Source organism: Verminephrobacter aporrectodeae subsp. tuberculatae (assembly GCF_026127385.1).
Taxonomy (GTDB): Bacteria; Pseudomonadota; Gammaproteobacteria; order Burkholderiales; family Burkholderiaceae_C; genus Acidovorax; species Acidovorax aporrectodeae.
In genome coordinates, this window is the sequence record NZ_QZCX01000003.1 from 1,380,626 (window position 1) to 1,407,097 (window position 26,472).

Genomic DNA, 26,472 nt, shown 5'->3' on the forward strand with positions numbered 1-26,472 from the left:
TGCCATAATCCGGCCCCGGTGCCAGGGTCCCACGGACCCCGCACCCCCCCCGGGGGCATCCGCACGAGGCGCCGCCCCATCAACCGGAGACACCCATGCAATTCACCCGATTTGCCGCCGGCCTGGGCCTTGCGCTCAGTCTTGCAGCCGGCGCAGCCGCGCAGACCACGACCATGCGCATCAGCATCTCGACGGCCCAGAACTCGCACCAGGGCGTGGCCATCGACACCTTTGCCAAGGAAGTGGAACAGCGCACGGGCGGCCGCTACAAGGTCCAGACTTTCTACAACGGCGCCCTGGGGGGCGAGCGCGAGTCGATCGAATCGGTGCAGCTGGGAACGCAGGAACTGGCGTTCTCCTCAAGCGGCCCGATCCCGAACTTCGTTCCGGAGAGCAAGATCCTGGACGTGCCCTTCCTGTTCCGCGACAAGGCCCACGCCCGCGCGGTTCTGGACGGCCCGATCGGCCAGGAGTTGCTGACCAAGTTCGACAGCAAGGGATTCAAGGCGCTGGCATGGGCCGAGAACGGCGTGCGCCACATGACGAACAGCAAGCGCGAGATCAGGGAACCCGGCGACCTCAAGGGCCTGAAGATGCGCACCATGGAAAACCCCGTGCACATCGCCGCGTACAAGGGCTTTGGCATCATCACCACGCCCATGGCCTTTCCGGAGGTGTTCACTGCGCTGCAGCAAGGCACCGTGGACGGCCAGGAAAACCCCCTGTCGGTGATCATCTCCGGCAAATTCGAGCAGGTGCAAAAGCACCTCTCGCTCACGGGCCATGTCTACTCGCCCGCCATCTTCCTCATGCACAAGGCCACGTTCGACAAGCTCCCGGCGGCGGACAAGCAGGCGTTCCTCGACGCCGCCCGGGAGGGCACGCGGGTGAACCGCGCGCGCGTCGACGAGGACGACGCCAAGGGCGTTGCCGACCTGCGCGCCAAGGGAATGACCGTGATCGACAACCTCGACAGGGCCAAGTTCGTGGCCGCGCTGGCACCGGTGAACGCCGCATTTGAAAAGCAGTTCGGCAAGGCCGCGCTCGACCGGATCCGCAGCGTCCAGTAAGCCCCCGCGGCCTTCCGCCAGGGCGCGATGGTGAGCGTGGACCTGCTGTACCGCTGGAGCCCGCCGCGGCTGCGGCGGGTGCTCGACTGGGTGGCGTCGCTCGCCGCGCTCGCGCTGGTCGGCGCCATCGTCCGCTGGGGCTGGGACTACGCGCTGCGCGGCAGCGTGCAGAGCATGGCCGGGCTGGAGTCGCTGTCCATGTTCTGGGCCTACCTCGCGATGCCGGTGGGCGGGTTGTTCTGCGCCGTCGGCATCGTCGGCAACCTCATCGACCCGCTGCGCATGGAACTGGAGGCCGCCCAATGACCCTGGTCATGATTGCCACCATGGTGCTGTGCTTTGCGTTCACCGTCTCGGTGGCCGTGTCCATCGGCCTGGCCGCGATCCTCGGCATACAGGCGTCGAACGCGAACATGCTCATTTCCGCCAAGGAGATGTTCACGTCGATCAACAAGTTTCCGCTGGCCGCGATCCCGTTCTTCATCCTCGCGGGCAACCTCATGGAGACCGGCGGCATCTCGCGCCGGCTGGTGGAGTTTGCCAAGAGCCTCGTGGGGGGCGTGCAGGGCGGCCTGCCCATGAGCTGCGTGCTCACCTGCATGATCTTTGCCGCGGTGTCCGGCTCGTCCGTGGCCACCACCTTTGCCATTGGCGCGATCCTGATCCCGGCGCTCATCCGGCATGGCTACCCCACGAGCTACGCGGCGGCGCTCCAGGCCACCAGCGCCGAGCTCGGCGTGGTCATTCCGCCTTCCATCCCGATGATCCTGTACGGCGTGAGCGCCGAGGTCTCGATCGGCGAGTTGTTCATCGCGGGCTTTGGCCCCGGAATCCTGATCAGCCTGGCGCTGATGCTGTTCGTCTGGGTCTACTGCAGGGCCAAGGGCTGGGGCCGCAGCGACGGCGATGGCCGCATGCCCCTGGGCCGCGCCACGCGGCAGGCGGGCTGGGCGCTGCTGATGCCGGTGATCATCCTGGGCGGAATCTACGGCGGCATTTTCACCCCCACCGAGGCCTCGGCCATGGCCGTCTTCTACGCGCTGATCGTGGGCATGGTGATCTACCGCGAGATCCGCGTCCAGGCCCTCTTTGCCATCCTGCGCAAATCCGCGCTCTCGTCGGCGGTGATCATGTTCATCATCGCCAACGCCGGCCTGTTTGCCTTCCTCATCACGCGCGCGGGCGTGCCCGACGCCATCGGCCGCTGGCTCGAGGCCGTGCTGCAATCGCCCGCGCTCTTCCTGCTGGGAATCAACGCGGCGCTGTTCGTGATCGGCATGTTCATCGAGACCAGCGCCGCGATCATCGTGCTCGCGCCCATCCTCGCACCCGTCGCCGTGCACTTTGGTATCGACCCGGTGCACTTCGGCCTGATCATGGTGGTGAACCTGGCGCTGGGAATGATCACGCCGCCATTTGGCGTGAACCTGTTTGCCGCCTGCACGGTGGCGCGCATCCCGCTCGACCGCATCGTCCGGCATCTGCTGCCCTTCGTGTGCGTGATTCTGGCCTGCCTGCTGCTCATCACCTACATGCCATGGATCTCGCTGGGATTGCGCGATCTGGTCTACGCAAAATAGTTGCGCCGCCCCGCGATGGGCTGCTATTCGCGGAGCAGAACACTGGCTACAATCGCCCGCGTCAGGAGAGCGTGCCGCAGACCCCCGCCAGGGCCAGCGCACCGCCGAAGGCGCAGGCAGCCGCCAAACGCTCAGGTCCCCAGGACTGACAAGCGCCCGCAGCGATGCGGGCGTTTCCTTGCTGGAGAGAGATGGCCCGCGCCATCCACCGAAGGAGCAAACCGCAGGGCCAGCCAGGGTGCTGCGGTGAATCTCTCAGGTAAAGCGGACAGCAGGGCATTTCCGTGGCCTCTTTGGGGCCGCAGTCTGCCTTGTTGGAGCCCGCCTTGACCGCCACCCCCGACGCACCCCCGTTGCTCACCACGCCGCTCGACGCGCTGCACGTCGAACTCGGCGCCCGCATGCTGCCGTTTGCCGGCTACCGCCTGCCCGTGCAGTACCCCGCCGGCCTGCTCGCCGAGCACCGGCACACGCGCCAGGCCGCCGGCCTGTTCGACGTCTCGCACATGGGCCAGCTGCGCCTGGTCGGCGCCGACGCCGCTGCGGCCCTGGAGTCCCTGATGCCGATGGACGTGATCGGCCTGCCCGTGGGCCAGCAGCGCTACGGCTTGTTGCTCAACGACGCAGGCGGAATCATCGACGACCTGATGTTCTGCAACCAGGGGCCGGAAGGGATCTTCGTCATCGTCAACGGCGCGTGCAAGGCGGACGACATGGCGCATATCCAGGCGCGCATCGGCGCGCGCTGCGCACTCATCCCCCTGCCCGGGCATGCGCTGCTCGCGCTGCAAGGCCCGCAGGCCGCAACGGCGCTCGCGCGCCTGGCACCGGGGGTGGAGGGGCTGCCGTTCATGCGCGGTGCCAAGCACAGCATCGCCGGCTGCGACTGCTTCCTGACCCGCAGCGGCTATACCGGAGAAGACGGTTTCGAGATCTCGCTGCCGGCAGCGCAGGCCGAGACCCTGGCGCGCGCGCTGCTGGCGCAGCCCGAGGTCCTGCCCATCGGCCTGGGCGCGCGCAACTCGCTGCGCCTGGAAGCCGGCCTGTGCCTGTACGGCAACGACATCGACGCCAGCACCACGCCGCCCGAAGCCGCGCTCGGCTGGGCGATCCCGAAGCTGCGCCGCACCGGGGGCGCGCGCGCCGGCGGCTTTCCCGGCGCCGACCGGGTGCTGGCGCAGATCGACGACCCCGCCAGCCTGCCGCGCCGGCGCGTGGGCCTGCGCGCGCTCGAGCGCGTTCCCGTGCGCGAACACAGCGAACTGCAAAGCACCGATGGCCAAAAGATCGGCGCCGTCACCAGCGGCCTGCTCGGCCCCACGGTGGACGCGCCCGTGGCCATGGGCTACGTGCCGCCGGCCCTTGCCACCGTCGGCACGCGCGTAAACGCCATCGTGCGCGGCAAGGCCGTTCCCATGCAGGTGCACGCCCTGCCCTTCGTTCCTGCGAACTACTTTCGCGTGCCCACCGGCCATCGGGGTCAGGGCGCCTGATGCCGGCCTGCTTTCGCAAAATACAATGAATGCACGTATTCATTGACGGAGATGAAACATGGCTACCTCGATTCGCCTGGCCCCGGAAACCGGGCAAAGACTCGACGAGCTTGCATCCCGCACCGGGCGCAGCAAGGCGTACTACCTGCGGGAACTCATTGAACAGGGCCTCGAAGAAATGGAGGACTACTCCCTTGCCGCGCAGACGCTGGAGCGCGTGCGCAAGGGACAGGAACCCGTGCATGGCGCTGCTGACGTAAGGAAAGACCTTGGCTTGCTGGACGATTGATTACACCGACTCGGCCAAGGGACAGCTTCGCAAGCTCGACAAGCAGATGGCACGGCGCATCGTCGATTTCATGGATGAGCGCATTGCTGCGGGGGCAGACCCGCGCAGCGTCGGCCGGGGCGTCCTTGTGGTGCGCGTGGGAAACCGGAGCGAGATTTATCGATAGTTCATTTCACCCGTTCTGCACGCCAGGACAGCCACAAAAAATGACAGCCCGTCGGAGTGCAAGGACCGTCCACCGTCCGCGCCCGCTGCGGCATTCTTTGATTTTCAATTTCCCAAGGAGCCTCCCCATGACCGTCAAATTCTCCAAAGACCACGAATGGATCAACGCCGCCGACACCACGGCGGCCGTGGTCGGAATCACCGTGCACGCGCAGGACGCGCTGGGCGACGTGGTGTTCGTCGACCTGCCCGAGGTCGGCCAGCACCTTGGCCAGGGAGCGGTCGCCGGCGTGGTCGAGTCCGTGAAGGCCGCCGCCGACATCTACATGCCCGTGGCGGGCGAAGTCACCGAAGTGAACGAGGCCCTGCGCGCCGACCCTTCGCTGGCCAACTCCGACCCGCTCGGTGCCGGCTGGTTTTTCAAAGTCCGGCTCAGCGACCCCGGCGAGCTCGACGCGCTGCTCGACGAGGCCGCCTACGCCGCCTACGCCAAGACCGTCTGACGGACCGGCCACCAGGCACACCCCATGTCGCAGCCCTTCGCCCCGCAGAGCCCTGCACCGCTCAGCGCGCTGGAAAACGCCGCCGAATTCCTGCCCCGCCACGTCGGCATCAACGCGGCCGACGAAGCGCAGATGCTCGCGGTGATCGGCGAGGCCTCGCGCCGCGCCCTCATCGAGAGCATCGTTCCGCGATCCATCGCGCGCAGCCGCGCCATGGACCTGCCGCCGCCGGTCACGGAAGCCGCAGCGCTGGCCGAACTCCGGGCGCTCGCGGCGAGGAACCGGGTCCTCAAAAGCTTTATCGGCCAGGGCTACTACGGGACGCACACGCCCGGCGTCATCCAGCGCAACATCCTGGAGAACCCCGCCTGGTACACGGCGTACACGCCGTATCAGTCGGAAATCTCGCAAGGCCGCATGGAAGCGCTGGTCAACTTCCAGACCATGGTGTGCGATCTCACCGGCATGCCTATCGCCAACGCGTCCATGCTCGACGAGGCCACGGCGGCCGCCGAGGCCATGGCGCTCGCCAAGCGCTCGGTAAAGTCCGCCAGCGAGCGCTTCGTCGTCGCCGGCGACGCGCACCCGCAGACCATCGAAGTCATTCGCACGCGCGCCGCCCCGCTGGGCATCGACGTGGTCCTGGCGCAATCGGCCGCCGAATGGGACGCGGCACTCGCGGGCGACTACTTTGCCGTGCTCGCGCAATACCCGGCGAGCAGCGGCCGCATCGACGACCTGCGCGCCGACGTGCAGAAGGTGCACGCCCGGCAGGCCGCCCTCATCGTCGCCGCCGACCTGCTCGCCCTGACCCTGCTGAGCCCCCCGGGCGAATGGGGCGCGGACATCGTCGTCGGCAGCAGCCAGCGCTTTGGCATGCCCATGGGCGCGGGCGGCCCGCACGCGGCCTATATGGCCTGCCGCGACGCCTTCAAGCGCTCGCTGCCCGGCCGCCTCGTGGGCGTGAGCGTGGACGCGCATGGCAGGCCCGCGTACCGCCTGGCGTTGCAGACGCGCGAGCAGCACATCCGGCGCGAAAAAGCCACGTCCAACATCTGCACCGCGCAGGCGCTGCCTGCGGTCATCGCCAGCATGTACGCCGTGTACCACGGCCCGGCGGGCCTGCGGCGCATTGCGCTGCGCGTGGCCAGCTACACCGCCATCCTGGCCAAGGGGCTGGAACAGCTGGGCGCACCCCTGCACGCGCAGGACTGCTTCGACACGCTGGTGCTCAGGACCGGCGACGCGACCCGCTCCCTCGCCGCGCGCGCGCTGCAATGGGGCGCCAACCTGCGGGTCTGCGACGAGAACTGGCTGTGCATCTCGCTGGACGAAACCACGACGCGCGCCGACGTCGAACTGCTCTGGCGCATCTTCGCCGGCGACGCCCGGGACCTGCCCGCGTTCGACGCCTTTGAACCGGGCGTGGAGCCGCTGATCCCCGCCGCACTGCGCCGCCGCAGCAGCTACCTGACGCACCCGGTCTTCAACACGCACCACAGCGAAACCGGCATGCTGCGCTACCTGCGCGCATTGGCCGACAAGGACCTGGCGCTCGACCGCAGCATGATCCCGCTGGGCTCTTGCACCATGAAGCTCAACGCCACGAGCGAGATGATCCCCATCACCTGGCCCGAGTTTGCCGGCGTGCACCCGTTTGCCCCCGCAGACCAGTTGCAGGGCTACTACGAACTCGACGCGCAGCTGCGCGCCTGGCTGTGCCAGGCCACCGGCTACGCGGGGGTCAGCCTGCAACCCAACGCGGGCTCGCAGGGCGAGTACGCGGGCCTGCTCGCCATCCGGGCCTGGCACCGGGCCCGGGGCCAGGGGCAGCGCACCGTCTGCCTGATCCCGAGCAGCGCGCACGGCACCAACCCCGCGAGCGCCCAGATGGCGGGCATGCAGGTGGTGGTGAGCGCCTGCGACGCCCGCGGCAACGTGGACCTGGCCGACCTCCAGGCGCAGTGCGAGCGGCACAGCGCCAACTTGGCCGCGGTGATGATCACCTACCCCAGCACGCACGGCGTGTTCGAGACGCAGGTCAAGGAACTGTGCGCCCTGGTGCACCGCCACGGTGGCCTGGTGTACGTGGACGGCGCGAACATGAACGCACTGGTAGGCGTGGCGGCGCCCGGCGAATTCGGTGGCGACGTCAGCCACCTGAACCTGCACAAGACCTTCTGCATTCCGCACGGCGGCGGCGGCCCCGGCGTCGGCCCGGTGTGCGTGGTGCAGGACCTGGTGCCCTATTTGCCGGGCCATGCCACGGCCGGCATCGCGGGCGGCGTGGGGGCCGTCTCCGCAGCGCCCCTGGGCAACGCCGCCGTGCTGCCGATCAGCTGGATGTACTGCCGCATGATGGGCGCCGAGGGCCTGCGCGTGGCCACCGAGAGCGCCATCCTCTCGGCGAACTACGTCAGCGCGCGCCTGAAGGCGCACTACCCCACGCTCTACGCGAGCGCGAACGGCCACGTGGCGCACGAGTGCATCCTGGACCTGCGCCCCCTCAAGGAGAGCAGCGGCGTGCTCGCCGAGGACGTGGCCAAGCGCCTGATCGACTACGGCTTTCACGCCCCCACGCTGAGCTTTCCGGTGCCGAACACGCTGATGGTCGAGCCCACCGAGAGCGAAACGCTGTCCGAGCTGGACCGCTTCATCGACGCGATGATCGCCATCCGCGCGGAGATCCGCCAGATCGAGGCGGGCGTCTGGCCGCGCGACGACAACCCCCTGAAAAACGCACCGCACACCGCAGAAAGCCTGTTGTGCGCCGACTGGCAACGCCCCTACTCGCGCGAGACGGCGGCCTACCCGGTGGCCAGCCTGCGCAAGAACAAATACTGGTCCCCCGTGGGCCGCGTGGACAACCTGTGGGGCGAGCGCAATCTGTCGTGCAGCTGCATCCCGGTGTCGGACTACGCCTGAGCGCCACCATGGACGCCGCCGCCAAGCCATCCCCCCCGACCGCTGCGGTCGTCATTCGCGACACGGTCCAATGGCTGGAGCGGGCGGTGATCGGGCTGAACCTTTGCCCGTTTGCCAAGGGCGTGCACGCCAAGGGGCTGATCCACTATGCAGTGACCCCGGCCGACGACCCCGCCGGGGTATTGGCCGCCTTGCGCAGCGAGCTCGCGGCCTTGGACACCCTGTCGGCGCAGCAACGCGACACCACGCTGCTGCTGCTGGCCAACTGCCTGCAGGACTTTCTGGATTTCAACGACTTTCTCGGAGACGCCGAGGCCCTGCTGGAAGACATGGGGCTCGCGGGCACGCTGCAAATCGCCAGCTTCCACCCCCGGTACCAGTTTGCCGGGACGGCGCCCGACGACATGGGCAACTGCAGCAACCGCGCGCCCTATCCCTGCCTGCACCTGCTGCGCGAAGAAAGCCTGGACCGCGCGGTCGCCACGTTCCCCGAACCGCAGAGCATCTTCGAGCGCAACATCCAGGTTCTGGAAGCGCTGGGAATGCCCGGCTGGCAGACGCTGGACGTGGGTCCCAGCCCGCCCGGTGCGCGATGAAGCAAAAGCCATTGCGCGCGCGCGCCGCTGCCGCCGGGCCACCGGGCGCGGCCTGCGAGCTGTCGGAACTGCGCCCGGGCCAATCGGTGGAACTGCTCAAGGAACTGCACATCCTCACCCGCGACGGGCGCCTGAACCAGGACTCGCGGCGCAAGCTCAAGCAGGTGTACCACCTGTTCAACCTGATCGAACCCCTGCTCGCGGAGCTTGCGGCGCAGGGGCCGGGGCCGGTCCTGGCCGACCACGGCGCGGGCAAGTCCTACCTGGGTTTCATCCTGTACGACCTGTACTTCAAGGCTCTGGGGCGGGGCCATATCTACGGCGTGGAAACCCGCGCCGAACTGGTCGAGCGCTCCCGGCGCCTGGCGCAAGGGCTGGGCTTCGAGCGCATGTCGTTCCTCCACGCCTCGGTGGCCGAATCCGCGGATTCCGGCGCCCTGCCGGCGCGCATCGACCTGGTCACGGCCCTGCACGCCTGCGACACCGCGACCGACGACGCCATCGCCTTCGGTCTGCAAAAGCAGGCCCGCGCCATGGTGCTCGTTCCCTGCTGCCAAGCGGAAGTGGCCGCCTGCCTGCGCCAGGACAAGGCGCTGCAACTGGCGCGCACGCCGCTGGCCGAGCTATGGCGCCACCCGCTGCACACGCGCGAACTGGGCAGCCAAGTGACGAACGTGCTGCGCTGCCTGCACCTGGAAGCGAGCGGCTACCAGGTCACGGTCACGGAACTCGTCGGTTGGGAACACAGCCTGAAGAACGAGCTGATCATCGCCCGCTACACCGGCCAGAGAAAGCGCAGCGCGGCCGAGCGCCTGCACGCCATCCTGCGCGCGTTCGGTCTGGAAAAAATGCTCGCCGCGCGCTTTGGCCCGGAAGCAGCCCCGGCGGCGAGCGCCGGGGAAGACCCGGCGCGCTGAAGCACCATGGCCCGCCTGCCGCGCCTGACCCTGCCGGGCCATCTGCACCATGTGATACAGCGCGGCAACAACCGCCAGCCGATCTTCATCGACGACCAGGACTTCGAGACGATGCGCGCGCTGCTCGCGGACAAGGCGAGGACGCACGGCGTCGCAGTCCATGCCTATGTGCTCATGGGCAACCATTTCCACCTGCTGCTCACCCCCGCCACGCAGGACGGGCTGCCGCAGCTGATGCAGGCCCTGGGGCGGCGCTACGTGCAATATTTCAACCGCCGCCACGCGCGCAGCGGCACCTTGTGGGAGGGGCGCTACCGCGGCACCGTGCTGCAGGCCGGGCGCTATCTGCTGCCCTGCATGGTGTATCTGGACCTGAACCCCGTCCGGGCCGGACTGGTGGCGCAGGCGGCCGACTACCCCTGGTCCAGCCATGGCCACTGGACCGGTTTGCGCAACGACCGGTTGCTCACGCCGCACGCGCTGTACTGGGCACTCGGCAACACGCCGTTTGCCCGCGAGGCGGCCTACGCGAACCTGGTTCAGGCGGGAATCGGACCGCAGGAACAGGCCGCGCTAACGGCGTCGGCGCTCAGCGGATGGGCCCTGGGAGAGGCCCCATTCATCGCCGATTTGCAAAAGCTCACGCCACGCCGCATCGCACGCGGACAGGCAGGGCGGCCGCGCAAGGCGCCGGAAATTGATTCGCTGTAGGGCAGGGTGACTGTGGTCAATTTCAGGCTGAGGTCATCGACGCTTTGACGCGATAGGTAAAAATATATTCATGAAACAACTCCCGATCAATATCCGTTCCATTCGACGTGAAGATTATGATGCCTGGCTGCCACTGTGGACTGGCTATAACGCCTTCTATGGCCGATCTGGTGAGACGATGCTGCCCGAAAGCGTAACGGCAATGACATGGGACCGATTTTTTAACCCGCTGGAACCCGTTTACGCACATGTTGCCGAGGTAGATCGAAAGTTGCTCGGTATTGTGCACTTCCTCTACCACCGGAGCACCACCCGCATCGAGCCCGTGTGCTACCTGCAAGATCTTTTTACAGAACCCTCGGCCCGCAAACAAGGCTTGGCTCGTGCGCTCATCAACTCGGTTCAACGAGCAGCGCTTACGGCGGGCGCATGCCGTGTCTATTGGCAGACACACGAGAACAACCGCCTTGCGCGCAGTCTCTATGACCAGATGGCACGACACCATGGGTTCATCGTATATGCGCTGGATTCCACGTAGATACCCGGACGCCGTCATTCTATGCGTCGGCGCTGCTCTGCAAGGAAAAACGGAATCATGTGTCTGAACAACGACCTGCCGTCGCTGCGCATCTTCCGGTGTTGGCGCGCGGCTCTTCTGACCGCATTGGGTCTGGGACTCGGCCTGTCCGCCGCCCATGCGGCGGGGTTTCGTGAGATCACGACCCGGGGCGTGCGCGCGGGCATCTGGTATCCCGGCGATGCCCCCGTCACCCCCCAGCGGCTGGGCCCTTTTGAAACGAAGATGGCTCGGGATGCGCCGATTCGGGAAGGCCGGCACCCAGTGGTGTTGTTTTCACATGGCAGTGGCGGGCGCTACCGAAACCATTACCTGACTGCGCAAGTTCTGGCCGATACGGGTTTCGTGGTGATCGCACCCCAGCATGAGGCGGATTATCTTGTGGGGGGACGCAGGACGGCGCAGGCGCTGGATCACCGCTATGTCGAGTTGGCCAAGGCACTGAAAGCGGTTCGTGAGGATCCTGCGTTTCGTGATCATCTGGCCCCGGAGCCAGTGCACGGAGTCGGCTATTCGCTTGGAGGTATGACGATTATGCTGGCCTCGGGGGCGGGGTTCGCCTCGGAGCGGGTCGAGCGGCATTGCCGCGAGAATCGGCGTGCAGATTTTGCGTTCTGCGACGACCCCGGGGTTTTCCATCGCCTGATCCAGTCCTTTCGGCACGATCCCGACCTGCGCCCCACGCCAGATCCGTTTCGTCACCCGCCGCTGGTGACAGGCAGGGCCGTTGTCGTCGCGCCGGTCTTTCAAGGGGTCGATCCGGAAAAGCCGCTGTCCATGGCCCATCTGACGGTTATCGCCATCGACGGTGACCGGATCGCAAAACCCGAATTCCATGCCCACCCCCTTTTCGACGCAGCAAAGCAACAGGTGCCCGCCCGTTCCCACACTGTGCCGGGCCATCACCATGCTTTCATCGCACCCTTTCCGAAATGGTTGACGGATCAGGAAGATATTCCGGTGGCCAAGGATCCCGAAGGGTTCGACCGTCCGGCCTTCCTGAGGACAGTGAACCGGATTATCCTCAACGCACTGGCTGGCGATTAGCCAAGACTTATGCAGCAACGCCGCATGGAAGCGACAACTATTCTGACCATCGAAACCCGCATCGCAGAGCTCATCCAGTTGCAAGATGGTTGGCTGGACGGCAAGGGCCGCGCACCCGACCGGGCCGCGCTGCTGCGCCTGGCGCAGGCCTTCGCCACTCACCCGACCTGCCATTGCCCCGTCTCTACCCCACCGCCGAAGGTGGCGTGCAGGCCGAATGGTCGCAGAACGGTTGGGAAGTCTCGCTGGAGATCACGCTACCCGCCATGACCGCCGAGTACCAGGCGCTGCACCTGAGAACCGGCGAGATCCGCGAACTCGGCCTGTCCTTGGCTGATGACGCTGAGGCCGCCGGCTGGCGCGCCCTGAACGCCGCGCTCAAGGCACTGCGGGGGACTCCGGCATGGCGCAAGGCACCCTGCTGCTGCGCCAAAGTGTGCCGTCCCAGCTTCCCGCCCGATGATATGTCCCCCATAAAACCCGGAAGCACCAAACCAGGCTGCATAAAAGAATCTGACCCCGATTGATCCATTTGCCAAAGCATGCCGCCATGCACTACGCTCGCACTCCCTGCGAAAAATACGAGGAGCGCGCCATGGCCACGCTAGCCGAGATCGAGCATCTGCACCAACACGGGCTGTATTCACCGGCCCACGAACACGACGCCTGCGGGCTCGGGTTCGTGGCGCACATCAAGGGCGTGAAGCGCCACGACATCGTGACCCAGGCGCTGAAGATCCTGGAAAACATCGACCACCGCGGCGCCGTGGGCGCCGACCCGCTGATGGGCGACGGCGCGGGCATCCTGATCCAGCTCCCGGACGCGCTGTACCGCGAGGAAATGGCCCGGCAGGGCGTGCGCCTGCCCGCTGCGGGCGAATACGGCGTGGGAATGATTTTTCTGCCCAAGGAGCACGCGTCGCGCCTGGCCTGCGAGCAGGCGATGGAGCGCGCCATCCGGGCCGAAGGCCAGGTGCTGCTCGGCTGGCGCGACGTGCCGGTGAACCGCGACATGCCCATGTCGCCCGCGGTGCGCAAGAAGGAGCCCATCCTGCGCCAGGTGTTCATTGGCCGCGGCAGCGACGTGATCGTGCAGGACGCGCTCGAGCGCAAGCTGTACGTGATCCGCAAGACCGCGAGCGCCGCCATCCAGGCGCTGCGCCTCGAGCACGGCAAGGAATACTACGTTCCGAGCATGAGCAGCCGCACCGTGGTCTACAAGGGCCTGCTGCTCGCCGACCAGGTCGCGACCTACTATCTGGATCTGCAGGACGCACGCTGCGTCTCGGCGCTCGGCCTGGTACACCAGCGCTTTTCCACGAACACGTTTCCCGAATGGCCTCTGGCGCACCCGTACCGCTACGTGGCGCACAACGGTGAAATCAACACCGTCAAGGGCAACTACAACTGGATGAAGGCGCGCGAGGGCGTGATGGCCTCGCCCGTTCTCGCGGCCGATCTGCACAAGCTCTACCCGATCAGCTTTGCGGACCAGTCGGACACGGCCACGTTCGACAACTGCCTGGAGTTGCTGACCATGGCCGGCTACCCCATCAGCCAGGCCGTGATGATGATGATCCCCGAGCCCTGGGAGCAGCACGGCACGATGGACGAGCGCCGCCGCGCGTTCTACGAGTACCACGCGGCCATGCTCGAGCCCTGGGACGGCCCCGCGTCCATCGTGTTCACCGACGGCCGCCAGATCGGCGCCACGCTGGACCGCAACGGCCTGCGTCCTTCGCGCTACTGCATCACCGACGACGACTTGGTGATCATGGGCTCGGAATCGGGCGTGCTCCCCATTCCCGAGAACAAGATCGTGCGCAAGTGGCGCCTGCAACCCGGCCGGATGTTCCTCATCGATCTGGAGCAGGGCCGCATGATCGACGACGACGAGCTCAAGGCGAACATCGTCAACACCAAGCCCTACAAGCAGTGGATCGAGAACCTGCGCATCAAGCTCGACAGCATAGAAACCGCTCCCGGCACCGCGGCGCCGCAGTCTGCCACGCTGGCGCTGCTCGAGCGCCAGCAGGCCTTTGGCTACACGCAGGAGGACATCCAGTTCCTGATGGCGCCCATGGCCAGGAACGGCGAGGAAGGCATCGGCTCGATGGGCAACGACAGCCCGCTGGCCGTCCTCTCGGGCAAGAACAAGCCGCTGTACAACTACTTCAAGCAGCTCTTCGCGCAGGTGACGAACCCGCCGATCGACCCGATCCGCGAGGCCATCGTGATGTCGCTCAACAGCTTCATCGGCCCCAAGCCCAACCTGCTGGACATCAACCAGGTGAACCCGCCGATGCGCCTGGAGGTGAGCCAGCCCGTTCTCGACTTTGCCGACATGGCCAAGCTGCACGACATCGGACGCCACACGAACGGCAAGTTCAAGAGCGCCGTCATCGACATCACCTACCCGCTGGCCTGGGGCCACGCGGGCGTGGAGGCGAAGCTGGCCTCGCTGTGCGCGCAGGCGGTGGACGCGATCCGGGGCGGCGCGAACATCCTGATCGTCAGCGACCGCGCGCTCAGCGCCACGCAGGTGGCGATCCCCGCGCTGCTCGCGCTGTCCGCGATACACCAGCATCTGGTGGGCGAGGGCCTGCGCACCACGGCGGGCCTGGTGGTCGAGACCGGAACCGCGCGCGAGGTGCACCACTTTGCCGTGCTCGCCGGCTACGGCGCCGAGGCCGTGCACCCCTACCTTGCGCTGGAAACGCTGGCCGCCATGCACCCGGATCCGGGGGGCGCGCTGTCCGCCGAAAAGGCGATCGGCAACTACGTCAAGGCGATCGGCAAGGGGCTCTCGAAGATCATGTCCAAGATGGGCGTGAGCACCTACATGAGCTACTGCGGCGCCCAGCTGTTCGAGGCCATCGGCCTGAACACCGGGACCGTGCGCAAGTACTTCAACGGAACCGCCAGCCGGGTCGAAGGCATGGGCGTTTTCGAGATCGCCGAAGAAGCCATCCGCATGCACCAGGCGGCCTTTGGCGCCGACCCGCTGCTCGCCAGCATGCTCGACGCGGGCGGTGAATACGCCTGGCGCACGCGCGGTGAAGAGCATATGTGGACGCCCGACGCGATCGCCAAGCTGCAGCACAGCACGCGCGCCAACCACTGGAACACGTACAAGGAATACGCGCAGATCATCAACGACCAGAGCCGGCGCCACATGACGCTGCGCGGCCTGTTCGAATTCAGGACCGACCCCGCCCGGGCGATCCCGATCGACGAAGTCGAGCCCGCGCAGGAAATCGTCAAGCGCTTTGCCACCGGTGCCATGTCGCTGGGCTCCATCTCCACCGAGGCGCACGCCACGCTGGCCGTGGCCATGAACCGCATCGGCGGCAAGAGCAACACCGGCGAAGGCGGTGAGGACGCGGCGCGCTACCGCAACGAACTGCGGGGCATACCGATCCGCAAGGGCGACTCGCTCAAGAGCGTGATCGGCGCCGAGAACGTCGAGGTCGACCTGCCGCTGCACGACGGCGACTCGCTGCGCAGCCGCATCAAGCAGGTGGCCTCGGGCCGCTTCGGCGTCACGGCCGAGTACCTCACGTCGGCCGACCAGATCCAGATCAAGATGGCGCAGGGCGCCAAGCCTGGCGAAGGCGGCCAGCTGCCCGGCGGCAAGGTGTCCGACTACATCGGCCGGCTGCGCCACAGCGTTCCCGGCGTGGGCCTGATCTCGCCCCCGCCGCACCACGACATCTACTCGATCGAAGACTTGGCGCAGCTGATCCACGACCTGAAGAACGTCGCGCCGCACGCGAGCATCAGCGTCAAGCTGGTGTCCGAAGTGGGCGTGGGGACGATCGCCGCGGGCGTCGCCAAGTGCAAGAGCGACCACGTCGTGATCGCCGGGCACGACGGCGGCACCGGCGCCTCCCCCTGGTCCTCGATCAAGCACGCGGGCAGCCCGTGGGAAATCGGCTTGGCCGAAACCCAGCAGACCCTGGTGCTCAACCGCCTGCGCGGGCGCATCCGCGTGCAGGCCGACGGGCAGATGAAGACCGGCCGCGACGTCGTCATCGGCGCGCTGCTCGGCGCCGACGAATTCGGCTTCGCCACCGCGCCGCTCGTCGCCGAGGGCTGCATCATGATGCGCAAATGCCATCTGAACACCTGCCCCGTGGGCGTGGCCACGCAGGACCCGGCGCTGCGCAGGAAGTTCTCGGGCAAGCCCGAGCACGTGGTGAACTTCTTCTTCTTCGTCGCCGAAGAAGTGCGCCAGATCATGGCCCAGCTGGGCCTGCGCCGGTTCGACGAACTCATCGGCCGCAGCGACCTGCTCGACGTGCGCCAGGGCCTGGAACACTGGAAGGCGCGCGGCCTGGACTTCGGCCGCCTGTTTGCCCAAGCCGACGTGCCCGCCGACGTGCCGCGCCTGCACGTGCAGCAGCAGGAGCACAACATCGCGAACACGCTGGACCGCAGGCTCATCGAGCGCAGCCGGCCGGCCATCGAAAAGGGTGAGCGCGTGCAATTCATCGAGCTGGTGCGCAACGTGAACCGCTCCGTGGGCGCCATGCTCTCGGGCGCGCTGACCCGCGTGCACCCCGAGGGCCTGCCCGACGACAGCATCCGCATACAGCTTGAGGGCACGGGCGGCCAGTCGTTCGGCGCCTTCCTCGCGCGCGGAATCACGCTGTACCTGATCGGCGACGCGAACGACTACACCGGCAAGAGCCTGTCCGGCGGCCGCATCATCGTGCGCCCGAGCATCGACTTTCGCGGCGACGCGCTGCACAACACCATCGTCGGCAACACCGTGATGTACGGCGCCACCGCGGGCGAGGCCTTCTTCAGCGGCGTCGCCGGCGAGCGCTTTGCCGTGCGCCTGTCGGGCGCCACGGCCGTGGTCGAAGGCACGGGCGACCACGGCTGCGAATACATGACGGGCGGAACGGTGCTGGTGCTCGGCAAGACCGGCCGCAACTTCGCCGCCGGAATGAGCGGCGGCGTGGCCTACGTGTACGACGAGGACGGCCGCTTCGACACCCGCTGCAACCTGGCGATGGTCGCGCTCGAACGCATCCTGCCCGCGACCGAACAAGAGGCCACGGTGCCCCGTGCAATCTGGCACCAGGGCCAGACCGACGAGGCGCAGCTCAAGAGGCTGCTCGCGGAGCACAACCGCTGGACCGGCAGCAAGCGCGCGCGCGAACTGCTGGACAACTGGCCCGCGTCGCGCAGCAAATTCGTCAAGGTCTTCCCGACCGAATACAAGCGCGCGCTGGCCGAAATGCACGCCCGCAAATTGCCCGAAGAACCCGCCACCCCTGCGCTGGCGCAGCTGGCTTGCGCCAAGTAAGAACCCGTGTGCGCTCTGCACAGGCATTCATGGATAAGGACCACGCAATGGGAAAGACCACAGGCTTCATGGAGTACGCGCGCGTCGAAGAAGGCTATACGCCTGTCGCCGAGCGACTCGGGCATTACAAGGAATTCGTCATCGGCCTGGACGAGGACCAGAGCCGCCAGCAGGGCGCGCGCTGCATGGACTGCGGAACGCCGTTTTGCAGCCACGGCTGCCCGGTGAACAACGTCATTCCGGACTTCAACGATCTGGTCTACCACGCCGACTGGAAGAACGCGTCCGAGGTGCTGCACAGCACGAACAACTTCCCCGAGTTCACGGGCCGCATCTGCCCCGCGCCCTGCGAGGCGGCCTGCGTGCTGAACGTGAACGCCGACCCGGTGGGGATCAAATCCATCGAACACGCGATCATCGACCGCGCCTGGCAGGAGGGCTGGGTGCAGCCCCGCGTGGCCCGGCACAGGAGCGGCAAAAAGGTCGCCGTCGTGGGGTCCGGACCGGCCGGAATGGCCGCGGCGCAGCAGCTCGCACGCGCGGGCCACGACGTCACGCTGTTCGAGAAGAACGACCGCGCGGGCGGCCTGCTGCGCTACGGAATCCCGGATTTCAAGCTGGAGAAGGCGCATATCGACCGGCGCATCGGGCAAATGCAGGCCGAGGGCGTGACCCTGCGCACGGGGGTCTTCGTCGGCGCGGCCACGCAGGGACTGGGCAAGGGATCGAAAGTCAACAACGGGGCCCGGGAAAACCTGGCGCCCGGGCAACTGCTCGCCGATTTCGACGCCGTGCTGCTCGCCGGCGGCGCCGAGCAGTCGCGGGATCTGCCCATTCCCGGGCGCGAGCTCGACGGCGTCCACTTCGCCATGGAGTTCCTGCCGCAGCAAAACAAGGTGAACGCGGGCGACAAGCTCAAGGGGCAGCTGCGCGCCGACGGCAAGCACGTCGTCGTGATCGGCGGCGGCGACACCGGCAGCGACTGCGTGGGAACCAGCCGCCGCCATGGCGCCGCGAGCGTCACGCAATTCGAGCTGCTGCCCGCCCCCCCCCGGGAAGAAAACCGCGCGCTGACCTGGCCCTACTGGCCGCTCAAGCTGCGCACCAGTTCCAGCCACGAGGAAGGCTGCACGCGCGAATTCGCCATCGCCACCAAGGAGTTCGTCGGCGAAAAGGGCCGGCTCAGCGGCGTCAAGACCGTGCGCGTGGAGTTCAAGGACGGCAAGATGCTCGAGAGCCCCGGGTCCGAAAAAATCCTGCCAGCCGACCTCGTGCTGCTCGCCATGGGCTTTGTCGGCCCCGTGGCCCCCGTGCTCGAGGCCTTTGGCGTGGACAAGGACGCGCGCGGCAATGCGCGCGCGGGCACCGATTTCCACGGCGGCTACGCCACCAACGTCCCCAAGGTGTTCGCCGCCGGCGACATGCGCCGCGGCCAGTCGCTCGTGGTCTGGGCCATCCGCGAGGGCCGGCAGGCGGCGCGTGCGGTGGACGAGTTTCTGATGGGTTACTCCGACCTGCCGCGCTGAGCGCAAGGCCCGCCGCGCGCGGGCAGCGCTCCGATGAAGTTTGCCGGGAGCGGCCAAATAGAATTACTTTGGTAGGACGTACAAGGTTCGAACTTGTGACCAACGGATTAAAAGTCCGCTGCTCTACCGACTGAGCTAACGTCCCGATCGCTGCTCGCTGCCAAGGCAGCCTGCCGAAAAGCTCTCGATTATAGCCCGGCTCCTGTGGCCAACCGGTCGAGCACCCATCCGGCCGCGCATTGTCCGAACGTCGCCGTGACCGCGACGACCGAGCCGTAGCCGTGGCAGTTCAGCGAGCCGTCGCCCACGGTATTGCACGCTGCATGCGCGGGCGCGACCGCCTCCCGGCTGAAGACGCCGGTGACCCCGATCTCTTTGCCCGCGCGCGCCGCGCCGTGCTGCGTGCGCAGTTGGCGGCGCAGTTGCGCGAGCAGCGGGTCGTGCGTGCTGTGCGCGAGGTCGTCGATTTCAACCCGGTGCGCGTGCCGCTTGCCGCCCGCAGCCCCCGCGGTGATGTGCACGACGCCCGTGGCCTGGGCCCACACGGCCATGACCACCTTGGCCCGGACTTGGTCGCAGGCGTCGATGACGGCGTCAACGGGCATCTCGAGCAGGCCCGGCCAGTTTTGCGCTTCGACGAATTCCTCGACGCAGTGGACCCGGCAGGCGGGGTGGATTTGGGCGATCCGCGCGCGCATCGCCAGGACCTTGGCCTGGCCCACGGTGTCGGTCAGGGCCTGAATCTGGCGGTTGATGTTCGACTCGGCCACGTGGTCGAGGTCGATCAGCGTGATCTGCCCGACCCCGCTGCGCGCCAGGGCCTCGGCGGCCCAGGAGCCGACGCCGCCGATGCCGACCACGGCGACGTGGGCGCGGCGAATCCGGTCCGCGCCCACGTCGCCGTAGAGCCGCTGCAGGCCGCCAAAGCGGCGCGCGAGCGCGGCGTCGTCGGACGCCGCGGGCGCGAGCGAGGACGCTGCGCCGGGGATCACTTCAGGCGCGCAAGGCGCTCCTTGGCCGCGCCCGCGGCCTCGGAATGCGGGTAGGTGCGCACCAGGTCTTCCAGCGTCTTGCGCGCCGCGCGCGCGTCCTTGAGCTCGACCTGGCAGTTGGCGATCGACAGGGCGGCCTCGGGCGCGCGCGCGTGCTCCGGCGTCTCGGCGAGCAGCTGCCGGAATTGGCCGATCGCTTCCTTGTACTCGCGCGTCGCGTACTGCGCGTTGCCCAGCCAGAAACGCGCCGAAGGCAGGAAGCCGCTGCGCGGGTACTGCTGCAGAAATGCGCTGAAAGCCGCAGTCGCCTGCGGGAACTTGCCCGAGCGGAACGTCGCCAGGGCGGCTTCGAAACTGCGCTTTTCCGCCGGATCGGCCTGAAACTCCTGGCCGTCGAGGTTCACCCGCAGCGGCTCGAACTGGCGCAGGCGGTCGTCAACCCCTTGGGCGATGTCCTTTTGCCGGCGCTGGAGTTCGCCCAGGTCGCGCAGCGATTGCTCGTTCTGGCCGTTGAGCTTCGCCTGCTCTGCGCGCAGGGATTCGATCTGCGCCTGCAAATCGAGGAGGCTGCGGCGCAGCTGGGCGTTTTCTTCGCCCAGCCGGCGCAGTTCCTCTGCCGAGCGCTGCTGCGCCTGCTGCATTCCGTCAACGCGCTGGCGCATTTCCAGGATCGCCCGGCGTGCCTCGCCATCTTCGAACAGCGCCGCGTGGCCCGATGGCAGCAGGCCCACCGACAGCACGAGCGCTGCCAGTGCTTTGCGCGCGGGGGAGAAAGGGGCGCGCATCAGCGGTAGGACAGTTCGACGCGGCGGTTTTGCGCGTGCACGTCTTCCGTGCTGCCCTGGACCGCCGGTTTTTCCTTGCCAAAGCTCACGGCCTCCACTTGGCGTTCGGGAACGCCCAGCAGGCCCAGCGCGCGGCGCACGGCCTCCGCGCGTTTCTGCCCCAGCGCCAGGTTGTATTCGCGGCCTCCGCGCTCGTCGGTATGGCCTTCGAGCATGAGCTTGCGGTTGCCCGCGGCCTGCAGGTAGCGCGAATGCGCTTCGATGAGCGGCTGGAACTCGGGCCGGATGACGTAGCTGTCGTAGTCGAAGTACACGATGCGCGCCACCCCCACGGGGCCGGCGGCAGCGGCGGCGCGTGCCGACTGGTCGAGGTCCACGCCGGCCACGCCGCCCGGGGTCGTGCTGCCGGCGTTCGCGCCGCCGTCGGCGCCGGTCTGGGTGGGGATTGCGGTTTTGTCTTCAACGGGTACCTCGTCCAGCTTCACGCCGGAACTGCAGCCCGCGATGAGCGCGGCCATGGTGAGGGCAAGGGCAATGCGTTTGATCATTCAAATTTCTCCTGAAAGTTCGACCACGTGTCCGGGAATCTACGGCTTCTGAAACGGTCCCCAGTCCGGTTCGCGTATGTCCCCGGCTTGGCCCGACAGGCGGGCCTTGATTTTGCCGTCCAGCGTGCTGGTCATCAGCGCTTCCCGGCCCTGCTGCTGGGTGGCGTAGACGATGAGCCGGCTGTTCGGGGCGAAGCTCGGATTCTCGTCCGCCGTGCTCTCGGTGATGGCGTTCACCGCGCCGGAGGACAGGTCCATCACGTGCAGCTTGAACGCGCCCGCGACGCGGGAGATGTAGGCCAGCCAGCGGCCGTCGGGGCTGACGCTGGGAGAGATGTTGTAGCTGCCGCTGAAGCTGACGCGCTCCGCGTTGCCGCCGGCGGTACCCACCTTGTAGATCTGCGGCGCCCCGCCCCGGTCGCTGACGAAATAGATGCTGCGGCCGTCGCTCGAGAACGCGGGCTCCGTGTCGATTCCGGCGCTTTGCATGAGCCGGCGCGGCTCGCCGCCGTTCGCGTCGATGGTGTAGAGCTGCGAGCCGCCGTCGCGGCTGAGCGTGACCGCGAGCGAACGGCCATCGGGCGCCCAGGCGGGGGCGCTGTTGGAGCCGCGGAAGTTGGCGATCAGGCGCCTGCGGCCCGAGGCCACGTCGTGCACGTAGACCACCGGCTTGCGCGACTCGAAGGACACGTACGCCAGTTGGCCGCCGCTCGGCGACCATGCGGGGGAGATGATGGGCTCCGGGCTGGACAGCGCCGATTGCGCGTTCTCGCCGTCAGCGTCGGCGACCCACAGGCTGTAGCGCGGGCCGGCCTTGGTCACGTAGGCGATGCGCGTCGAGAACACCCCGCGCTCGCCGGTGAGTTTTTCGTAGACGAAGTCGGCCATGCGGTGCGCCACGAGGCGCAGGTCCCCGGGGCCGACGGCGAAGCTCTGTCCGCCCAGGTCCTGCCCCTTGACCAGGTCCCAGAGACGAAAGCGCACGTCGAAGCGCCCATCGGCCAGCCGCGCCACGCTGCCCGCGACCAGCGAATCGGCGCCCTTTTGCCGCCACAGCGCCAGATCCGGGCGCGCGGTCTCGTCGAATGCGACTGCGGCAGCGTCCACGGCGCGAAACTGGCCGCTGCGCTCCAGGTCGGCCTGGACGATGGCGGACATCTTTTGCGGGGCCTGCGCGTCCCCCCGGAACGCGGCGATGGCAATGGGCAGCTGGGTCAGGCCCACGCCCGTCACTTCGACACGAAACTGCGCCGCAGCGGGGAATGCGGCGGGCAGCGCGGGCACGGCGATGAGCGCGGCCAGCAGCCGGCGGCGCTGCGGCAGCGCCGCGCAAGAGGGAGGGGTCGGGGTTCTGTCTGTGATCATTGGCTTTCAACGGTGGCCGCACGGGCCGGCTGCGCGGGAGCCGTGCGGAGCAGCCCCCAAGGGCAGGCCCGCATGTTACCGGAAAGCCTTTGCGGCAAACTGCGCGCCCGGGGTGCGGCCTGCGGCGATCTTCTCCCGGACGTGCCGCCCCGCGCGCGGACGAAGGACCGCCGCTCCCCCGCCGGCCCCCGTAGAATCCGCGCCACATGCCAGCCCCAGACCCGGACGCAGCGCCTGCAAGCGACTCCCCCCCACCCACCCGCCTGATCGCGCGCCTGAAACGCTTGTCCGGCTACTTTGGCGGCCAGCCGCTGGCCTGGGGCCTGGTCATCACCGCGACGCTCGTGGGTGCGCTGACCGAGCCGCTCATCCCCGCTCTGTTGCAACCCTTGCTCGACCGCGGCTTCACGCAGGGCAGCCTGCCGCTGTGGACCGTGCCCCTGGCCATCCTGGGGGTGTTCCTGGTGCGTGGAGTGGCGCATTTCGTGGGCCAGTACGCGCTGACGCGCATCGCCAACGACGGCATGCTGACCCTGCGCCAGACCCTGTTCGAGCGGATCCTGGCGGCCGAGATGGGGCTGTTCTCGCGCCACTCCGCGAGCGCGCTGTCGAACACCGTGGTGTACGAGGTGCAGACCGGCGCCACGCAGATCGTGCAGGCGCTGCTGGGCCTGGCGCGCGACGGGTTCACGCTGGCGGCGCTGCTGCTCTACCTGCTGTACCTGAACTGGCAGCTCACGCTGATCGTCGCCGTGGTGGTTCCGGGCGTTGCCGTCATCATGCAAACCCTGTCCCGGCGGCTGTACCAGCTGACCAAAAGCAGCCAGCAGGCGACCGACGAGCTCGCCTACGTGGTGGAAGAGAACGTGCTGGCGCACCGCATAGTCCGCCTGCACGGCGCGCAGGCGGACCAGGCGCGGCGGTTTGCCGACCTGAACCAGAGCCTGCGGCGGCTGGCCATCAAATCGACGATTGCCTCCGCGGCCATGACGCCGCTGACACAGCTGCTGGTCGCCGCCGCGCTCTCGGTGGTGATCTGCATCGCCCTGTGGCAGAGCCAGGACCCGGCCGCGGCCCGGTATCTCACCGTGGGCGGCTTCGTCGCGTTCATCACGGCCATGCTCATGCTCATCGCGCCCATCCGGCGGCTGGCCGACGTGGCCAGTCCCGTGACGCGCGGCGTCGCCGCGCTGGAGCGCGGGCTGGGCCTGCTCGACGGCACGCCCGCCGAAACCGGCGGGCAGCACCGGGCCGGGCGCGTGCGCGGCGCGCTCGCGTTCGAGGACGTGAGCGTGGCCTTCGGCGCGCAGCGCGTGCCCACGCTGGACCGGGTGAGCCTGCGCGTCGATCCCGGTGAAATCGTCGCCCTGGTCGGCCCCTCCGGCGCGGGCAAGAGCACGCTGGTGAATCTGCTCACGTGCTTCGTGCTGCCGACGTCGGGAACGGTCCGGGTCGATGGACAGGCCCTGCCCGACTGGGATCTGCGCTCGCTGCGCGCGCAATTTGCCATGGTCAGCCAGGATGTGGTGATGTTCAACGACAGCATCGCCGCGAACGTGGCGCTGGGGCAGGCCGTGGATGAAGCGCGCGTGCACGCGTGCCTGGCCGCGGCAAATCTGGCGGAGCACGTGGCCACGCTCGCGCAGGGGATGCACACGGAGCTGGGGCACAACGCGGCCCGCTTGTCCGGCGGACAGCGCCAGCGGCTGGCGATAGCGCGCGCTCTCTACAAGGACGCGCCGATCCTGATCCTGGACGAGGCCACCTCGGCGCTCGACACCGAATCCGAGCGCCTGGTGCAAGACGCCCTGCAGCGCCTGATGCAGGGGCGCACCACCCTGGTCATCGCGCACCGCCTGTCGACCATCGAGCACGCGGACCGGGTCGTCGTCATGGACCGCGGACGCATCGCCGAGCAGGGAACGCACGCCGCGCTGATGGCGCGCGGCGGCCTGTACGCGCGCCTTCAGGCGCGCCCGCTATCCGGGGACACCGCGGCGCCGGCGTGAAGCGGCGCAGCGGCGCCTACCACCGGCCCCGGTTGGGCTGGCGGCGCCGTATGGCGGCGGCGATGTTTTCGGCCACGTCCTGGCGGGCCACGCGCAGCGCAAAATCCACGGCGCTCAGACCCTGCTGGTTCTTGAGCGTCGGGTCGGCCCCTTCCTCGAGCAGGCGCTGCACGGCCTCGATCGACCCGTAGCGCGCGGCCATCATGAGCGGCGTCGTGCCGTTGGGCGATTCGGCGTCGATGTAGGCATGGTTTTCCAGCAGCAGGCCGATGATCTCCAGATGCCCGGGCACGGTCCCCGAGGCCGCATAGTGCAGCGCCGCCCAGCCGGTTTTGTTCACGTCCGCGCCGCGTGCCAGCAGGGCCTGGACGGCCTGGACGTTGCCCTTGATCGCGGCCATCATGAGCGGGCTCTCGTCCTGCGCGTTGCGCGCCTCCACGTTCACCTGGGGCGCTGCGAGCAAGGCCGCGAAGGCCCGGGGCGCGTTCGCGCGCAGCGCCAACGTAAGCCCCCCACCTGACCCCGGGCGTTGCGCGTGTCAGGGTCGAACCCGCGGCGCAGCGGCGCCTACCACCGGCCCCGGTTGGGCTGGCGGCGCCGTATGGCGGCGGCGATGTTTTCGGCCACGTCCTGGCGGGCCACGCGCAGCGCAAAATCCACGGCACTCAGACCCTGCTGGTTCTTGAGCGTCGGGTCGGCCCCTTCCTCGAGCAGGCGCTGCACGGCATCGATCGACCCGTAGCGCGCGGCCATCATGAGCGGCGTCGTGCCGTTGGGCGATTCGGCGTCGATGTAGGCATGGTTTTCCAGCAGCAGGCCGATGATCTCCAGATGCCCGGGCACGGTCCCCGAGGCCGCATAGTGCAGCGCCGCCCAGCCGGTTTTGTTCACGTCCGCGCCGCGTGCCAGCAGGGCCTGGACGGCCTGGACGTTGCCCTTGATCGCGGCCATCATGAGCGGGCTCTCGTCCTGCGCGTTGCGCGCCTCCACGTTCACCTGGGGCGCTGCGAGCAAGGCCGCGAAGGCCCGGGGCGCGTTCGCGCGCAGCGCCAGCGTGAGCCCCACCTGACCCTGGGCGTTGCGCGTGTCAGGGTCGAACCCGCGGCGCAGCAGCGCCGTGATGGCGTCGCCGTCATCGCGCAGGATGGCGACGAAAAAGTCCTCGTGCGCGCCCGCGCGGGTGCGCGCCGCCAGCAGCGCCAGCGTCAGCGCCAGCCATACCGGGCGCCGGCGCAGGCTCATGCCGGCACCCCGGGCCGGAACAGGTGGTCGAAGTTGCGGCTCGTGGCCTCGGCCACCGCTTCCAGCGCCAGGCCCCGGGTCTGCGCCACCTGCCGGGCCACGTGCGGCAGGTACGACGGGTTGTTCGTCTTGCCCCGGTAGGGCACGGGCGCGAGGTAGGGACTGTCGGTCTCGATGAGCATGCGCTCCAGCGGAACGAAGGCCAGCACCGTGCGCAGATCCTGCGCGTTCTTGAAGGTCACGATTCCGGAGAACGAGATGTAGTAGCCCAGATCGAGCGCCGCGCGGGCCACCTGCAGCGATTCGGTGAAGCAGTGAAACACGCCGCCGGCCCGGTTGCCGGCCCCGTCCTCCCCCTCCTCGCGCAGGATCGCCAGCGTGTCCCCGGACGCGCTGCGCGTGTGCACGACCAGCGGCTTGGCGCAGGCGCGCGCCGCGCGGATATGCGTGCGAAAGCGATCGCGCTGCCACTGCAGGTCGGCGACTGCGCGGCCGCCCTTGCGCTCTTGCAGGCCGTAGTAGTCGAGCCCCGTCTCGCCGATGGCGAGCACGCGCTGCCGCGCGGCGCAGGCCAGCAGGTCCTGCACCGTGGGCTCGGCAACCCCCTCGTTGTCGGGGTGCACCCCCACCGTGCACCAGAAGTTGTCGTGCGCCATGGCCAGCGCGTGCACGCCCTCGAAGTCCTCCATGAGCGTGCAAATGCACAGCGCCCGATCGACCTTCTCCTGCGCCATGGCCTCGCGGATCGCGGGCAGTTGGCTGGACAGCTCCGGAAAATTCAGATGGCAGTGCGAATCGGTGAACATGCGCTTCGG

Annotated in this window: 22 protein-coding genes, 1 tRNA gene, 2 pseudogenes and 2 riboswitches; of the genes and pseudogenes, 17 read left to right on the forward strand and 8 right to left on the reverse strand. The window is 68.1% G+C overall.

Features of this window, described 5'->3' with window-relative positions; all coding sequences use genetic code 11:
- Positions 1-95: 95 nt before the first annotated feature.
- From D5041_RS21215 to gltD, 16 genes and pseudogenes are all read left to right on the forward strand, one after another.
- Positions 96-1,070: a TRAP transporter substrate-binding protein gene (locus D5041_RS21215; protein WP_265285692.1), complete on the forward strand. Its 975-nt coding sequence runs from the start codon at positions 96-98 to the stop codon at positions 1,068-1,070.
- Positions 1,071-1,073: 3 nt separating this feature from the next.
- Positions 1,074-1,376 (forward strand): annotated as a pseudogene (locus tag D5041_RS21220) (TRAP transporter small permease); the annotation flags it as partial.
- The gene (locus D5041_RS21225; RefSeq protein ID WP_265285693.1) at positions 1,373-2,650 is read left to right on the forward strand and encodes a TRAP transporter large permease; all 1,278 of its coding nucleotides are present in this window, start codon (positions 1,373-1,375) and stop codon (positions 2,648-2,650) included. The pseudogene D5041_RS21220 and the gene D5041_RS21225, both read left to right, overlap by 4 nt.
- A gap of 52 nt (positions 2,651-2,702) precedes the next feature.
- A riboswitch (glycine riboswitch) is annotated at positions 2,703-2,804 on the forward strand.
- Between the two features lie 17 nt (positions 2,805-2,821).
- Positions 2,822-2,932: riboswitch (glycine riboswitch) on the forward strand.
- A gap of 44 nt (positions 2,933-2,976) precedes the next feature.
- A complete protein-coding gene (gene gcvT / locus D5041_RS21230) occupies positions 2,977-4,143 on the forward strand; it encodes a glycine cleavage system aminomethyltransferase GcvT (protein WP_456119852.1) in 1,167 nt (388 codons plus the stop codon).
- Positions 4,144-4,201: 58 nt separating this feature from the next.
- Positions 4,202-4,432, forward strand: coding sequence for a type II toxin-antitoxin system RelB family antitoxin (relB, locus tag D5041_RS21235; protein WP_265259344.1), 231 nt, complete (start codon positions 4,202-4,204; stop codon positions 4,430-4,432).
- Entirely contained in the window at positions 4,413-4,598 is a 186-nt protein-coding gene (locus tag D5041_RS21240; protein WP_010103927.1) for a type II toxin-antitoxin system RelE family toxin, read from the forward strand. Before relB ends, D5041_RS21240 begins: the two co-directional genes overlap by 20 nt.
- Positions 4,599-4,725: 127 nt before the next feature.
- Positions 4,726-5,100, forward strand: coding sequence for a glycine cleavage system protein GcvH (gene gcvH / locus D5041_RS21245; protein ID WP_010103932.1), 375 nt, complete (start codon positions 4,726-4,728; stop codon positions 5,098-5,100).
- Between the two features lie 24 nt (positions 5,101-5,124).
- A complete protein-coding gene (gene gcvP / locus D5041_RS21250; protein ID WP_265285694.1) occupies positions 5,125-8,025 on the forward strand; it encodes an aminomethyl-transferring glycine dehydrogenase in 2,901 nt (966 codons plus the stop codon).
- A gap of 8 nt (positions 8,026-8,033) precedes the next feature.
- Positions 8,034-8,621, forward strand: coding sequence for a DUF1415 domain-containing protein (locus D5041_RS21255; RefSeq protein ID WP_265285695.1), 588 nt, complete (start codon positions 8,034-8,036; stop codon positions 8,619-8,621).
- A complete protein-coding gene (locus D5041_RS21260; protein WP_265285696.1) occupies positions 8,618-9,538 on the forward strand; it encodes a class I SAM-dependent methyltransferase in 921 nt (306 codons plus the stop codon). Before D5041_RS21255 ends, D5041_RS21260 begins: the two co-directional genes overlap by 4 nt.
- A gap of 6 nt (positions 9,539-9,544) precedes the next feature.
- On the forward strand, positions 9,545-10,249 hold the full coding sequence (locus D5041_RS21265; protein WP_265285697.1) for a transposase: 705 nt from the start codon (positions 9,545-9,547) through the stop codon (positions 10,247-10,249).
- A gap of 70 nt (positions 10,250-10,319) precedes the next feature.
- Complete coding sequence (locus D5041_RS21270; RefSeq protein ID WP_265285698.1) at positions 10,320-10,787, forward strand: GNAT family N-acetyltransferase; 468 nt, start codon at positions 10,320-10,322, stop codon at positions 10,785-10,787.
- A gap of 57 nt (positions 10,788-10,844) precedes the next feature.
- A complete protein-coding gene (locus D5041_RS21275) occupies positions 10,845-11,873 on the forward strand; it encodes an alpha/beta hydrolase family protein (RefSeq protein WP_265285699.1) in 1,029 nt (342 codons plus the stop codon).
- Between the two features lie 206 nt (positions 11,874-12,079).
- Positions 12,080-12,400, forward strand: a complete 321-nt coding sequence (locus D5041_RS21280; protein ID WP_265285700.1) for a hypothetical protein — start codon at positions 12,080-12,082, stop codon at positions 12,398-12,400.
- 68 nt (positions 12,401-12,468) lie between these two features.
- Entirely contained in the window at positions 12,469-17,190 is a 4,722-nt protein-coding gene (locus D5041_RS21285) for a glutamate synthase-related protein (protein WP_265285701.1), read from the forward strand.
- A 47-nt stretch (positions 17,191-17,237) separates the two neighbouring features.
- The gene (gene gltD, locus D5041_RS21290) at positions 17,238-18,716 is read left to right on the forward strand and encodes a glutamate synthase subunit beta (protein WP_265285702.1); all 1,479 of its coding nucleotides are present in this window, start codon (positions 17,238-17,240) and stop codon (positions 18,714-18,716) included.
- A gap of 69 nt (positions 18,717-18,785) precedes the next feature.
- Here gltD and D5041_RS21295 read toward each other — a convergent pair.
- From D5041_RS21295 to tolB, 5 genes are all read right to left on the reverse strand, one after another.
- Positions 18,786-18,861 (reverse strand) — tRNA-Lys (locus D5041_RS21295).
- A 43-nt stretch (positions 18,862-18,904) separates the two neighbouring features.
- Positions 18,905-19,708 (reverse strand): tRNA threonylcarbamoyladenosine dehydratase, encoded by an 804-nt coding sequence (locus D5041_RS21300; protein WP_265285703.1) that lies wholly within the window; start codon positions 19,706-19,708, stop codon positions 18,905-18,907.
- The gene (gene ybgF / locus D5041_RS21305; protein ID WP_265282713.1) at positions 19,705-20,493 is read right to left on the reverse strand and encodes a tol-pal system protein YbgF; all 789 of its coding nucleotides are present in this window, start codon (positions 20,491-20,493) and stop codon (positions 19,705-19,707) included. Before ybgF ends, D5041_RS21300 begins: the two co-directional genes overlap by 4 nt.
- A complete protein-coding gene (pal, locus tag D5041_RS21310; RefSeq protein ID WP_010103459.1) occupies positions 20,493-21,041 on the reverse strand; it encodes a peptidoglycan-associated lipoprotein Pal in 549 nt (182 codons plus the stop codon). Before pal ends, ybgF begins: the two co-directional genes overlap by 1 nt.
- A gap of 39 nt (positions 21,042-21,080) precedes the next feature.
- Entirely contained in the window at positions 21,081-22,406 is a 1,326-nt protein-coding gene (gene tolB / locus D5041_RS21315) for a Tol-Pal system beta propeller repeat protein TolB (protein ID WP_265259357.1), read from the reverse strand.
- 206 nt (positions 22,407-22,612) lie between these two features.
- Here tolB and msbA point away from each other — a divergent pair, with 206 nt between their 5' ends.
- Positions 22,613-24,415: a lipid A export permease/ATP-binding protein MsbA gene (msbA, locus tag D5041_RS21320; RefSeq protein ID WP_265259358.1), complete on the forward strand. Its 1,803-nt coding sequence runs from the start codon at positions 22,613-22,615 to the stop codon at positions 24,413-24,415.
- Between the two features lie 16 nt (positions 24,416-24,431).
- On the opposite strand, the pseudogene D5041_RS21325 reads toward msbA, so the two are convergent.
- The 3 genes and pseudogenes from D5041_RS21325 to D5041_RS21335 all read right to left on the reverse strand — a co-directional run.
- Positions 24,432-24,982: pseudogene (locus D5041_RS21325) on the reverse strand (ankyrin repeat domain-containing protein); the annotation flags it as partial.
- Positions 24,983-25,657 carry an ankyrin repeat domain-containing protein gene (locus D5041_RS21330; protein ID WP_265259360.1) on the reverse strand — a complete coding sequence of 225 codons (675 nt, stop codon included), beginning with the start codon at positions 25,655-25,657 and terminating at the stop codon, positions 24,983-24,985.
- Entirely contained in the window at positions 25,654-26,463 is an 810-nt protein-coding gene (locus D5041_RS21335) for a TatD family hydrolase (protein ID WP_265285704.1), read from the reverse strand. The genes D5041_RS21330 and D5041_RS21335 overlap by 4 nt, the downstream gene beginning before the upstream one ends.
- Between the last annotated feature and the right edge of the window lie 9 nt (positions 26,464-26,472).

Bases quoted from the DNA above. Each gene is read 5' to 3' on its own strand.
- D5041_RS21215 (WP_265285692.1), top strand. From the start codon at position 96: ATGCAATTCACCCGATTTGCCGCCGGCCTGGGCCTTGCGCTCAGTCTT.
- D5041_RS21225 (WP_265285693.1), top strand. From the start codon at position 1,373: ATGACCCTGGTCATGATTGCCACCATGGTGCTGTGCTTTGCGTTCACC.
- relB (WP_265259344.1), top strand. From the start codon at position 4,202: ATGGCTACCTCGATTCGCCTGGCCCCGGAAACCGGGCAAAGACTCGAC.
- gcvH (WP_010103932.1), top strand. From the start codon at position 4,726: ATGACCGTCAAATTCTCCAAAGACCACGAATGGATCAACGCCGCCGAC.
- gcvP (WP_265285694.1), top strand. From the start codon at position 5,125: ATGTCGCAGCCCTTCGCCCCGCAGAGCCCTGCACCGCTCAGCGCGCTG.
- D5041_RS21255 (WP_265285695.1), top strand. From the start codon at position 8,034: ATGGACGCCGCCGCCAAGCCATCCCCCCCGACCGCTGCGGTCGTCATT.
- D5041_RS21260 (WP_265285696.1), top strand. From the start codon at position 8,618: ATGAAGCAAAAGCCATTGCGCGCGCGCGCCGCTGCCGCCGGGCCACCG.
- D5041_RS21265 (WP_265285697.1), top strand. From the start codon at position 9,545: ATGGCCCGCCTGCCGCGCCTGACCCTGCCGGGCCATCTGCACCATGTG.
- D5041_RS21270 (WP_265285698.1), top strand. From the start codon at position 10,320: ATGAAACAACTCCCGATCAATATCCGTTCCATTCGACGTGAAGATTAT.
- D5041_RS21275 (WP_265285699.1), top strand. From the start codon at position 10,845: ATGTGTCTGAACAACGACCTGCCGTCGCTGCGCATCTTCCGGTGTTGG.
- D5041_RS21285 (WP_265285701.1), top strand. From the start codon at position 12,469: ATGGCCACGCTAGCCGAGATCGAGCATCTGCACCAACACGGGCTGTAT.
- gltD (WP_265285702.1), top strand. From the start codon at position 17,238: ATGGGAAAGACCACAGGCTTCATGGAGTACGCGCGCGTCGAAGAAGGC.
- ybgF (WP_265282713.1), bottom strand. From the start codon at position 20,493: ATGCGCGCCCCTTTCTCCCCCGCGCGCAAAGCACTGGCAGCGCTCGTG.
- pal (WP_010103459.1), bottom strand. From the start codon at position 21,041: ATGATCAAACGCATTGCCCTTGCCCTCACCATGGCCGCGCTCATCGCG.
- tolB (WP_265259357.1), bottom strand. From the start codon at position 22,406: ATGATCACAGACAGAACCCCGACCCCTCCCTCTTGCGCGGCGCTGCCG.
- msbA (WP_265259358.1), top strand. From the start codon at position 22,613: ATGCCAGCCCCAGACCCGGACGCAGCGCCTGCAAGCGACTCCCCCCCA.
- D5041_RS21330 (WP_265259360.1), bottom strand. From the start codon at position 25,657: ATGAGCCTGCGCCGGCGCCCGGTATGGCTGGCGCTGACGCTGGCGCTG.
- D5041_RS21335 (WP_265285704.1), bottom strand. From the start codon at position 26,463: ATGTTCACCGATTCGCACTGCCATCTGAATTTTCCGGAGCTGTCCAGC.